The organism is Paenibacillus sp. FSL R5-0341, assembly GCF_037975235.1.
In the GTDB taxonomy this organism is placed as follows: domain Bacteria; phylum Bacillota; class Bacilli; order Paenibacillales; family Paenibacillaceae; genus Paenibacillus; species Paenibacillus amylolyticus_A.
Map to the genome: position 1 here is coordinate 5,859,798 of NZ_CP150241.1, position 12,235 is coordinate 5,872,032.

A 12,235-nucleotide genomic window follows, 5' to 3' on the forward strand; every position below is an offset into this window, starting at 1 on the left:
TGCCCTCTACGTTCTCGTGTAAATGTTCAGTTCAATTTATATAGATCCATCTGTAATATTCCAAATAAAAACCCCTCCGCCAACCAACCTTACGGTGCGGAGAGGCCTTCTCATGTTCTTGCTCATTGCTGCATTCGTATTATTGTGCGTCTACACGCGACATCACTGTAGTCACCAGACGCTCGATCCGGCTTTCCGCATCTTCCAAGTTCTCTCCACGCACGGCGAAGTATACTTTGATCTTCGGTTCCGTTCCTGAAGGGCGCAGGCAGAACCATGAACCGTCTGCCAAAATGAACTTCAATACGTTCTCCTTCGGAAGACCGTCCAGACCAAGGGAATAGTCCAGCACATCTTGTACAGCAATTCCCGCTACTTCTTGTGGCGGATTGGAACGCCAGTCGGTCATTTTGGCCTGAATCTGAGCCACACCGTCTTTGCCTTTCAGCGTACGGGACTCCAGCTTCTCCAGGAAGTATCCGAATTGGTTGTACAGCTCTTGCAAGACATCATAGAGCGTCTTACCTTGACTCTTATAATACGCAGCAGCTTCAGCAATCAGCATCGAGGCAAGGACAGCATCCTTGTCACGGGCATAGTTGCCGGAAAGGTAGCCATAACTCTCTTCATATCCGAACAAGAATGTATGACTGCCTGTAGCTTCGAACTGGTTCATTTTTTCACCAATATATTTGAAGCCTGTCAGTGTGTTCATCACTTCTGCACCGTAATGTTCAGCAATGACAGCACCCATCTCACTTGTTACGATCGTTTTGACAACCGCACCATTGCTTGGCAGTGTACCTGTCTCTTGCAGGCGACTTAACAGGTAATGTACCATAATGGCACCCGACTGGTTACCGGACAAGACGAAATATTTACCATCGTTGTCTTTCACAACAGCACCCATGCGGTCTGCATCCGGATCTGTTCCGATCAGAATGTCAGCCCCTACGGATTCTCCCAGCTTCATTGCAAGCGTAAACGCTTCGCGTTCTTCCGGGTTGGGGGATTTCACTGTAGAGAACTCAGCATCCGGCTGTTCTTGTTCAGCTACAATGTGCACTTGTTCGAATCCGATCTGCTCCAGCACGCGACGTACAGGGATGTTGCCTGTTCCGTGAAGCGGTGTGTATACGATTTTGAAATCACGGCCTGTGCCGGCTTGGATCAGTTCGCGGCTCAGACTGCGGCTTGCTACGGTATCCACGAACGCTTGGTCTTGCTCTTCACCCAACCAGATCAGAAGGCCTTGAGCTTCTGCTTCTTCTTGCGTCAGCTTCTTCACGTCAGCAAGAGAAGGCACTTCTTGAATGTACTGAATGACTTTTTCAGCTTCATCCGGTACCAACTGACCACCCTCATGATTGTAGACTTTATATCCGTTATATTCAGGTGGGTTATGGCTCGCTGTAACGACAATTCCACCAGTTGCATTCTGATGACGCACCGCGAATGACAACTCCGGAGTTGAACGCAAGGATGGGAACAGCTTGGCCACAATGCCGTTTCCAGCCAGTACAAGCGCAGCATCCAGTGTGAATTCAGGTGAGAAATGACGGGAATCATGAGCAATGACGACAGAAGGTTTGCCTTCTTGGTCACCATGCTGCTCAAGGAGATAACGCGCAAACCCTTGCGTCGCCCGACCCACAGTGTAACGATTCATCCGATTGCTTCCGGCACCAATGACTCCACGCAATCCTCCTGTACCAAACTCCAGGTTTCTGTAAAAACGTTCCTCCAGCTCTTTCGGCTGATCCTGCAAGTCACGAAGCTCCTGTTTCGTTGCTTCATCAATCGAAGCATCCTCCAACCATTGCTGCAACGTTTCTGCTGCTGCTGTACTTAACTGTTCCATTCCGATAAACCCCTTCCGTCTATATAAATTCAGGTGTGCTGAGTTACTTCAGCATCTTGCATCATTCGGTCCGTGTACGTTCCTGCATGATGTAAATGCTCACGTATGTAATCAGCTTGGGTCAGACAGTGCAAACATGATCTCGCCTTCAGCGACCACTTTGTCGTTCACTCGGGCAGTTGCTTTACCTTTACCAATCGAACCCTTCAGACGTGTAATCTCTACTTCCAGAATCAACGTATCTCCGGGCACAACTTGTCCACGGAATCGGAAGTTGTCCAGTCCCGCCAAAAAGCCGATTTTTCCTTTGTTACCTTCCAAATTCAGAATGGCTACGGCACCAACTTGCGCCAGCGCTTCTGTAATCAGTACACCCGGCATTACCGGATACTCTGGGAAATGACCAATGAAGAAAGGTTCGTTAATGGTTACGTTTTTCAAACCAACGGCACGTTTGCCATCCTCAATCTCTAGAATCTTGTCCACCAGCAAAAACGGGGGGCGGTGCGGGATGATCTCTTGAATCTGTTTGATATCGAGCACAATGTAATCTCCTCTCGGGATGTTTATATGAGCGTTCTTCATCATGAATTTTTCATGTGCGCATAGGTTATCGTTACGGTTACGGATCGTTCTTTCGATCGCTGTTGTTTCCTAATGTTTCTGAACTATTCTTCAGATGGATAACATTTGGAAACAAAGGCGAGCGCTTCGCTTCTTTCGAACGATTCCGTTCCCTCCACTACTTCCAGCGCCGATATGAAAACCCTACGATCAATCGAAGTCTCATATAAATTTTTGTTTTTAAATTTTGTATGGAAAGCATATTTTCGGTTAACACTAGTTATATCCTTCATGACTGCAGTAGTGAAGGTTAAGATAAGGGGTCTCTCTTCGCGATGACGAATGTCTTTCGCAGGGGAGGCCTCTTTTGACGTCAAACGTCATCCATCATTATACTGTTTTCAACGTCAAAAAGAAAACTCCTGCCTGCGCAGGAGTTTTCGCTTAACTCGTTACATTATGGAGCGAATACCAGATTATATACATGTTCCCATGTACTCCATTGCAATACGGAACCGATATCCTGTTTGCCCAGTACCACATATCCAGCTACCATTCCGCCAGCAAGGGCAAGAACAAGCAGGACCGGAACCAGAAACCATCTTGCGATGCGCCATCCACTCTTCTTCTTCTTGACTTCCTTCTTCTCTGGCTTACTGTTCTGCTGCTGTGTTTCTGTCATCACATTCACCTTTTACGCTCTTATAGTGTTGGCAAGACCCATCATGGAGTCACTCGAAGTTAGCGCCCGTGCCGCCAGCTGATATGTCCGCTGTCCTTGCATAAGCAAAGCCATCTCCTGTGTCAAATCCACATTGGATTGCTCCAGATAACCTGGGCGGATCATGGCTGTCGCTTGACGTGTAGCTGCATCAGCGCCAAATACATCATCCTCGGTTAATCCCGCATCCAGCCCAAACAGATTATCTGCATACTGTACGAGCCCCTCAGGGCGTTCAATGTCTACCACTTGCAGCTGTGCTCCAATGGTTGCGTTCGCCTCATTACCGCGTCGGATTAACAGGTTGCCATTTTCATCAAAAGCAACTTTGCTATTATTCGGTGCCGTAATACGGTTTCCTAAACGATCCAGAGCAAAGTGACCTTCGCCATTGACCATCACCATCATATCTGGTGAATTGGGAGTAGGTTTCGGTCTTGTATCCGGTACAAAATGAAATGCACCCTGACGTGTCCACATTTTCTCCCCATTCGCTTCAACTGCAAACATGGCATTTCCCTCAATGGCCAAATCGGTCGGAAGGCCTGTCTCATTTAAGGTGCCCTGAGACATATCCTTCGTCACATCCGCCAAACGAGCACCAAAACCGAGGTTATAGCCCATCGGTGTGGAGCGTCCGTCGAGCTTATACTTATCCGGTTGTTGTTGAACCCGGGTCAGCACATCCTCGAAAGCCGCTTGTTTACTCTTATAGCCTGCCGTATTCACGTTGGCAATATTATCGGAAATGACATCCAGACGCTGCTGTATGGCGGTCATGGAAACTTTGGCACTAATCATGGAATTATTCATCGGTGGTTTACCCTCCCTTGGTTCCTGTCCACCCTCCCAAACCCTCCCTAGTAGGGAGGGCCCCAGATGGCGCTGCCCTCTGGACTCCCGAAACAGGCGGATTAGGTAAGTGGGGTACGATCTTGCTAAGTGGCGGTGGTGTTTATGCGCCGCGACTGCCGTGCTATGATTGCCGCCATAGTTTCACATGGCTGAATCATAGCACGGCACGCTCTTTATGCGGCGTGGTAGCTCCGCGTGGTCTCTCCCTGCTTTGCTTCGCAAAGGGCTGTCGAGACCGTCGCTTCGCTCAGGCACTGCTACGCACTCCTCGCATAAGCTCGGCTGCGTTTAGGCTCTTGCGCTTCGCGTGAGCCTCTCTGCTTTGCTACGCAAAGGGCGTTTGGCTCTCCGCTACGCGGTTATATTTAAACGTCGGCGTTATACACGACCGACGTCATTGACGGCTTTTTCCAAACTGCGGTCGTAGAATTGAACGATCTTCTGGTTCGCTTCATATGCACGGTATGCAGCGTTCATATCAACCGTTGCCTGTGAAGCATCGACATTCGAGCCTTCCAGGTATCCCTGACGGATCTGCACATTATCACCAGCAGCCAGCATCCGGGCAGTTGCCCCGTTTTCATCACTCAGACTGAAATTGCCATCACCTTGACGAACCAGTTGATTCGGCTGGTCAATGACACTAATACCGAGAGTAACGCCTGTCGGTGCACCCGTTGCTGCATCCACAAGACGGCCTTGCTCATCCACTTTAAATTGCTCTACCGAACCTGTCAACACTACAGGTTGTCCATTATTATCCAGAACTTGTGAACCTGTTGAACTCAGCAACTGTCCGGTTCCAGTAATCTCGAAGTGACCATCACGTGTATATCCGGTGTTACCTTGTGCATCCTGAACTGTAAAATACGCCTGAGGCTGGTAAGTTACCGTACCATCGGCCCGTACAAATTTGCCTGAAGCGTCAAACGGGACAGGTTGTCCAGTCTGCGGATCATTGACAGTCATATTGGATGAGATGGAAAAATCATTTTTCTGTCCAGTCTCCATAATGGTCCCTTGCAAATTCATGGACAAACTCTCTTCCGCGAACACCCCTGTGTTCAGCTTGCCCAGCCGCTTTGTCGGGAGATTCGCATCTCCGCCTACCAAGGTAATGAGCATTTCCGGGAAGGAACGACTTACGCTGTTCACCTGTTTGTATCCCGTCGTGTTCGCATTTACAATATTCTGTGTTGCTGTGTCATGGCGGCGTTGTTGCGTAATCATTCCCGCAGTAGCGGTGTACAGACCTCTTAACATGAATTAACCCCTCTCCTCAAGCGCTTGTCCTGCATTACAGGCTGGCTGCTTGTCCGTTCTGCTTTCCGAGCATGGCGAACCTTTGCTTTTTATATCGGCAGATTAGAACTTTTTCTTAACCACCTGATCCAAATTATTAAGCATAATGCCTGTCCCCTTCACGACACAATGCATTGGATCTTCAGCAACCCACACCGGTACATGCAATTCATTGGACAAAAGCTCGTCCAGTCCGTTCAGCAATGCGCCTCCACCAGTCAAAACAACACCACGGTCGATAATGTCCGCTGACAATTCCGGCGGTGTACGTTCCAATACCGATTTGGCTGCCACGATGATGGATTGCACGGAATCCCAGAGCGCTTCCTGTACTTCATTTCCCGATACCGTTACGGTAACAGGCAAACCGGATACCATATCGCGTCCGCGGATATCCATCTCGGACTGACGTCCACCTGGCGTCACGGAACCAATCGCAATTTTGATATCTTCTGCGGTCCGTTCACCGATCATGAGCTTGTACTTGGCTTTGATAAACTTGATAATCGCTTCGTCGAACTTGTCCCCTGCGACTTTAATAGAAGAGGCGGTGACCACGTCGCCCATAGAAAGGACTGCAACGTCAGTCGTGCCGCCGCCGATATCCACGACCATATTCCCGCTCGGCTGAAAAATATCCATTCCCGCACCGATCGCTGCCGCTTTCGGCTCTTCTTCCAGAAACACTTCTTTGGCACCGCTGCGTTCCGCCGCCTCACGGATGGCCTTCTGCTCTACAGAAGTAATGTTCGTAGGTGCACAGATCAGAATTCGAGGGTGGCTGTACCAGCTTCTTGCACCCACACGATTAATGAAATGTCTGAGCATCGCTTCCGTAATTTCGAAGTCCGCAATAACGCCGTCTCGCAGCGGTCTAATGGCAACAATGTTACCTGGAGTACGCCCCACCATACGACGCGCTTCTTCCCCAACAGCAAGGACACGCTTCGTATCTCTTTCAATGGTCACGACGGAAGGTTCATCGAGGACAACCCCACTTCCTTTCACGTGAATAAGCACGTTCGCCGTGCCAAGATCAATACCGATATCCTTGCTAAACATAAAAGAGCCCCCAAAGTGATATTATTTGGTCAGCGTATCCTGTGAAAAAGAGTCCCTTATCACGTCACCGCTCGTTCGACAAAGTGCAACATATATATGTAAAAATCGGGCTGATAAGATGTCATAATTCGATCCTGTACCAGCTTTTAACATATCATACTTCAGGGGAGGGATTCAATGCATGTGTGAGCTTTTTGGCCTACGTCTTGGTGAAGATGCTTACGATTTGGCGGAAGCCAACACCTCACGTTTCTTGCCACTCGTTTTTTTGTATTTGATTTTGGTCGCTTCCCCGCCCCGCAAATGGCGGATCGACTTGTGGTACTCCAAAATGTGTTTCACCTGGTCAGCAAGATCAGGGTTGATTTCCGGCAGACGCTCCGTCAGATCCTTATGCACAGTACTCTTTGACACGCCGAATTCCTTGGCTATGGTACGGACCGTATTCCTCGTCTCAACAATGCAGCGACCAATTTTGATGGTCCGTTCCTTGATGTAATCGTGCACGCTCCCGCCTCCCTACTGTGTGGATAGTTTGGTACATTATATGAGGAGCATGCCTATATATTCGCGGTTTAGAGGTGTGACAAGCTTCGAAGGTCCCATTATTTTCTGAAAAGCACAAAAAGAGCAGAGGTTTAACCCTCTGCCCATCATGTTGCTGCGGTAAAAATCATTTATTTTTCCGGAAGATATCCTTGCGGGTTAACCGGCTGTCCGTCTTCGTACACTTCAAAGTGAAGGTGGTTGCCGAGCGTTTTACCCAACTCATTGACGCCAGCAGATGCAATCGCATCTCCCTGTTTCACTTCGTCGTCCTGTTTCACTTTGACGTCCGCCAGGCTTTGGTATACCGTCTTCAGGTTATCGCTGTGTGTGATTTCCACAACCTGACCTGTGAGCGGATTTTGCTCAACCCGTGTAACTTTACCGGCAAGCGCTGCTTTGACTTCAAACGTTTTGTTATCCCCACGTGCCAGATCCACACCCGTGTTCGGGATGAATGTATCATTGTACTGCACCATCGCCGCTTCATGTTCCTCGGTTGAAGCTTCGCTATCATAGAAAGGTTTCACTACCGAAATTTCGGACGGTACCGCTACCGGCCATACAAAATTCTCCGACTTTGCAACAACTTCCACACTTTCTTCTTCTCTGCCTACTGCTGTTCCTTCTGTACCCGCCGATGCGCCTGTTTCTACTACCCCGCTAGCAGGGTCCGAGTTCAGCGTTTTGTCGCCTGTGCCCTGATAGACCCACACTAAGGTTAGTATAATGCCTGCTGCTGCGATGTAGGCTGCCGGGAAGACCCAGCGTTTGGACATTGCTCTTTTCCATGAAGAGGGCTGGCTAGCCGGTACTCCTTGTGTTGTTTTAGGAGTTTCTTCTTGGCCTGTTTTTTTGTTTTGTTCATTCATATTGATCACCTCAGTAACAAGTGTTACCGGGTGCAACTCTTTTATACACGCGCGACTCTAATTATTTTCACGGAGGTTTCAGAGAGTGCTATATATGGAGTGTGTGTGCAGCTAGTTGGTGTGCCGCTTCGGGGCCAGAAAACCTTTCGACCGGCGTTATCCCCGGATTTCCTGATTAATTCTCCTAATGGAGAAATCCGGTGATAAAGGCGGACACTACGTTTCTACAGGCCTTTTCTGTCCCCTGCGCTCTCCATACGCTAGCACTCTCCCTATATATAGCCGAATCTCGAAAGCTCCGGAATGGGTGGTGATAGAAAAGCCTTGATTGGCTGTACCACTCTCCTACTTCGATGCAAGCATCTTGGATGCCTGTCCGAATGAGATGCCGGTATAGTAGTGTTTGAGAATCTGGGTGGCGGTGTGACCCTCCTGCGCCATGCCGTTTGCTCCCCATTGGCTCATGCCAACCCCATGTCCGTATCCATACGTTGTAATCTGAACCTCATCTCCTGCGGTCTTCCAACTGAACTGGCTCGATCTTAATCCAAGCAACTTACGGACCTCGGGTCCGCTGAATGTTTCACCAGCGATCTGCATTTCCTTAATCCGATGTCCTTTGGTTGTAGACAATACTTCCATCCACGATCCACTCTTCTGGGTGGTCACCGGAATGGCATCCAGGTTCAGCTTCTGCAGAATCTCGTTACGCTTCATGGTAACGGTCTGTTTGAATCCTGGAGCAAGATTTTTGTCCCACGGACTGTCTACACTTTGTAGATACGGCACAACGTTCCCCCATACATCCTCCGCATTCTCGGTATACCCATTACTTGTGGAGAAAAAGGATGCGGTAATCGCTTTGCCCTGATATGTCATGACCGTATCTCGACTTTCGCGTACAGCCTGTTGCAGCTTCTCCCATTCCTGCGCTTTCCCTAGACGAGTCCAATCTGCTTTCACCTGATCTGGCGGAATAAACACCTGATGGCTAACCGTATCCGTCACATCCGCCGCACCCGATGGAACACCGCTTGTATCACTCGCAGCGAGTCTTCGTACGATAAATGTGCGAGCTGCAATGGCCTGCGCTTTTAACGCCTCCAGTCTGAATTCCGCTGGCATCTCAGCAGCCACTACGCCGGTAACATAGTCTTCCAGTGGCAGATTCATCGTTGTGCCCGTTGCAGACAGGTATACGCGTACTTGGGGTTCGGGATAGGTAACAGGAACTGCTGGCGCAGGAGCTGGGGTTCTTGTACTGCTGGCATCTGTTGGCGCAGGGATCGGCTTTGGTGATTCGCTCGCCCGCGGCCATACCAGAATTACCGGAATCAGTAATGCCATCGCCAATAGAGCAGATACAGCGGCAGCGGGTTGCCATCTCGTCGTGTTACGCCCCCATCGGGGCTTTCGTCCGAATGTCCGCATTCGGCGACGCTTCACTCGGCGGAAGTGGTCCAGCTCAATAACGGGTATATGGCTGTGCTCGGTTGCCTGTCGGTTTAGCTCATCTGTTGACACCCGTCTTGAACTTGATATTTTTGCATGCTGAGATGCAATATTCCTCAAGTTCGCTGAGGCAAGCTTGTCTTGTTCCACTCCAGCAACGGCATTCTCCTCCGGCTCTTGCATACCCGGGCGAGGGACAAGGGGTACCTTTACCTGAACACGAGCTTCTTTCATTCGAATATAACCCTCCGTTGTCTATGGCCGGTTAAGTGCCGGTCGTGTTGTTCAAATCCATAGTTTAGGGTATGAGCTAGCCCGATCTGATAGAACCTGATTTAAGAGAAACGAGGCCCTTTTCGTTCCGTTAGCTGTCCAGCTTTCTTTTGCCATGTACATCTTAGAAACGTTGATCTGTAGCCGAATACCGGTATTTGACTGGAAACGGAACCCTATATTAAGTACGCTCTTTCATTTGGTTCAGAATCGGTACAGAATACAATGTTATGCTATACAAGTTAGGACCAGCTATTAATAGAATCAGGTATTAAATGTCTCGTTAATCTTTTTGAAAATAAACACAAAAAAAGCCAAGCCGGATGGCTTAGCTTTATCATCTTTTACAATATGTGCTCCATCGTATTCATAATCCACACAACTGTGTGACTCAGACGACAGAACATTTTAAAGAAATCCAGTGTTAAGCCAAAGTTGGTTGTACCTTAAACATCGGTACTTCTTTCTCCACTTTTTCACTAGGTGCTTTGGTTGCTTCCAGCTTAGGCTCATCAACCGAGATCCGATAGATGTCAGCGCCAAGTCCGTTAAGCTTCTCCGCAAGATGTACATAGCCACGGTCGATGTGATGAACACCGCCCACTTCCGTTGTACCTTCAGCAACAAGACCTGCAATAATGAGTGCGGCACCCGCACGCAAATCGGTAGCCGTTACTTTGGCACCCTTCAGTTTGGCATTACCTGTGATGATGGACGAACGTCCTTCAACTTTGATCTCCGCATTCATCAATTGGAATTCATCCACATGCATGAATCGGTTTTCAAAAACAGTCTCTGTCACGACACTTGTTCCTTCAGATGCGAGCAAGAGTGCCATCATCTGGGATTGCATATCTGTCGGGAATCCTGGGTATGGTAATGTTTTTACATCCACAGCCTTAAGAGGACGATCTGCGATTACACGCACGCCATTCTCATCTGGTTGGATCGTTACACCCATCTCTTCAAGCTTCGCAATAACGGAGCCCAGGTGATCAGAGATTGCACCTTCAATGTACACGTCACCACCTGAGATTGCAGCAGCAGCCATATACGTACCAGCTTCTACGCGATCCGGAATAACGGTGTGTGTTACGCCTGTCAGTTTCTCCACACCTTCGATGCGGATCACTCCAGTACCAGCACCACGTACAATGGCACCCATTCCATTCAGGAAGTTGGCAAGATCCACAATTTCAGGCTCTTTTGCCGCATTCTCCAGAACAGTTACGCCTTCGGCCAATGTTGCAGCCATCATAATATTTTGAGTGGCACCTACGGAAGCCACATCCAGATAAATTTTCGCGCCACGCAACCGACCTTGGCTACGAGCTTCGATATAACCTTGGCCCAAGCTGATCTCTGCGCCCATGGCTTCAAAACCTTTCAAATGCTGATCAATAGGTCGTGTACCGATGGCACATCCACCAGGAAGTGAGATTCTTGTATGACCCATTCGCGTCAACAAAGGCCCCATGACCAGGAAAGACGCCCGCATTTTACTTACCCATTCATACGGGGCTTCACAGGAAGTAAGTTTCTCCGCATTTACGGTAATCACTTCGTCCCGGTATGTAACTCCCGCTCCCAGCGATTCCAACACCTTGTTAATCGTCATCACATCGTCTAGAGGAGGCGCGTCAATAATAACGCTTTGTCCTTCTTCCCCTAAGAGAGAGGCAGCGATGATCGGAAGAACAGAATTTTTAGCGCCGCTAACTTTGACACTTCCGGTCAACCTTTTGCCACCGCGGACGATAAATTTGCTCATCATGGTTCCCTCCGCGCTTTTATTCCCTTTTCTTCATTCCGGAATACGTAAGCCCCACTATGCTAGAAAGGACTGTTGCTGTGTGTGGAATTTCGACATATTCTGGCATGTTGCCACAGATGTCTGTTCAGAAAAGAATTGGTTTTTATAATCCATATCAATGATACCATGTGCCGTGCCTCTTGCTATTCAGCATGTAAAATCAGTGTCTTACAAGCCAGCAGAGCATCAGAACAGACAAAGTGGGATGGTTATTAGCCGGCATCAACCGGATATCCCGTTTATAACTACAAAATAAGTGAACAATTGTGAATTCCCTAACTTCCATCATAACATTGTTGAATTGTACGATACAAGCATTTTTACATAAAACATCTCAAATTCATCCAATTTCACGTCACATTTTTTTCTTAATTTCTTTACCGACAACTCATACTCTAATTGTTAACACAATTAATCGATGTTATTCGACAATGAGCTCCTTGAAGATCCTAACAGATGATTAACCAACCATCTCAACATTAAAACAAATTCTTCAACATTTGGGTCCAGGACAAGTAGTCAATGACAAAGCCAGCAACGGCGTGCCCCAAAATGATGGCGAGCAACAAATGTAACAGTCTTCCCTGAGCACCCCGTGGCTGTCTGATGATCAAATCCAGTTTGAGATTCTGCAAAGCCCACCAAGACAACGCTATACATAACAGGGAGACGATAATTGAGACCAAGCCATTGGTGCTTAGCGCCTGATTCACCTGATTCGTCAGATCAGTATCCATATATTCATTACCTCCACATTTGTTGCAGCGATCAGCATATCATATGCCCAGCACCCATAACTTGTTAGTATACTGGAATGCCTTGAACATAACATGCTGAGCGTACTGTCAGATTTACTCCTGCCAGGCAGGAATCTCCTGATGCCCAATCACCGAGCAGCAACAATGCGGCTGTGC

At 48.4% G+C, this 12,235-nt stretch carries 11 protein-coding genes; all 11 read right to left on the bottom strand.

Going from position 1 to position 12,235, the window contains the following annotated elements:
• Window positions 1-139: 139 nt before the first annotated feature.
• The 11 genes from MKX75_RS26405 to MKX75_RS26455 all read right to left on the bottom strand — a co-directional run bounded on the left by MKX75_RS26405 (window position 140) and on the right by MKX75_RS26455 (window position 12,058).
• On the bottom strand, window positions 140-1,861 hold the full coding sequence (locus MKX75_RS26405; protein ID WP_339167441.1) for a phospho-sugar mutase: 1,722 nt from the start codon (window positions 1,859-1,861) through the stop codon (window positions 140-142).
• 111 nt (window positions 1,862-1,972) lie between these two features.
• A complete protein-coding gene (gene fabZ, locus MKX75_RS26410) occupies window positions 1,973-2,404 on the bottom strand; it encodes a 3-hydroxyacyl-ACP dehydratase FabZ (protein ID WP_036613058.1) in 432 nt (143 codons plus the stop codon).
• Window positions 2,405-2,882: 478 nt separating this feature from the next.
• A complete protein-coding gene (locus MKX75_RS26415; protein WP_062836973.1) occupies window positions 2,883-3,107 on the bottom strand; it encodes a DNA-directed RNA polymerase subunit beta in 225 nt (74 codons plus the stop codon).
• A gap of 12 nt (window positions 3,108-3,119) precedes the next feature.
• The gene (locus tag MKX75_RS26420) at window positions 3,120-3,959 is read right to left on the bottom strand and encodes a flagellar hook-basal body protein (RefSeq protein WP_062836972.1); all 840 of its coding nucleotides are present in this window, start codon (window positions 3,957-3,959) and stop codon (window positions 3,120-3,122) included.
• A 420-nt stretch (window positions 3,960-4,379) separates the two neighbouring features.
• Window positions 4,380-5,264 (bottom strand): flagellar hook-basal body protein, encoded by an 885-nt coding sequence (locus MKX75_RS26425; RefSeq protein ID WP_062836971.1) that lies wholly within the window; start codon window positions 5,262-5,264, stop codon window positions 4,380-4,382.
• Between the two features lie 102 nt (window positions 5,265-5,366).
• The gene (locus MKX75_RS26430) at window positions 5,367-6,365 is read right to left on the bottom strand and encodes a rod shape-determining protein (protein ID WP_062836970.1); all 999 of its coding nucleotides are present in this window, start codon (window positions 6,363-6,365) and stop codon (window positions 5,367-5,369) included.
• Window positions 6,366-6,584: 219 nt separating this feature from the next.
• Window positions 6,585-6,872 (bottom strand): sporulation transcriptional regulator SpoIIID, encoded by a 288-nt coding sequence (spoIIID, locus tag MKX75_RS26435; RefSeq protein WP_024632710.1) that lies wholly within the window; start codon window positions 6,870-6,872, stop codon window positions 6,585-6,587.
• Window positions 6,873-7,042: 170 nt separating this feature from the next.
• A complete protein-coding gene (locus tag MKX75_RS26440) occupies window positions 7,043-7,783 on the bottom strand; it encodes a M23 family metallopeptidase (protein WP_339167444.1) in 741 nt (246 codons plus the stop codon).
• 345 nt (window positions 7,784-8,128) lie between these two features.
• The gene (gene spoIID, locus MKX75_RS26445) at window positions 8,129-9,469 is read right to left on the bottom strand and encodes a stage II sporulation protein D (protein ID WP_339167446.1); all 1,341 of its coding nucleotides are present in this window, start codon (window positions 9,467-9,469) and stop codon (window positions 8,129-8,131) included.
• Between the two features lie 463 nt (window positions 9,470-9,932).
• On the bottom strand, window positions 9,933-11,279 hold the full coding sequence (gene murA, locus MKX75_RS26450; RefSeq protein WP_082762960.1) for a UDP-N-acetylglucosamine 1-carboxyvinyltransferase: 1,347 nt from the start codon (window positions 11,277-11,279) through the stop codon (window positions 9,933-9,935).
• A gap of 521 nt (window positions 11,280-11,800) precedes the next feature.
• The gene (locus tag MKX75_RS26455; RefSeq protein WP_076332551.1) at window positions 11,801-12,058 is read right to left on the bottom strand and encodes a DUF1146 family protein; all 258 of its coding nucleotides are present in this window, start codon (window positions 12,056-12,058) and stop codon (window positions 11,801-11,803) included.
• Between the last annotated feature and the right edge of the window lie 177 nt (window positions 12,059-12,235).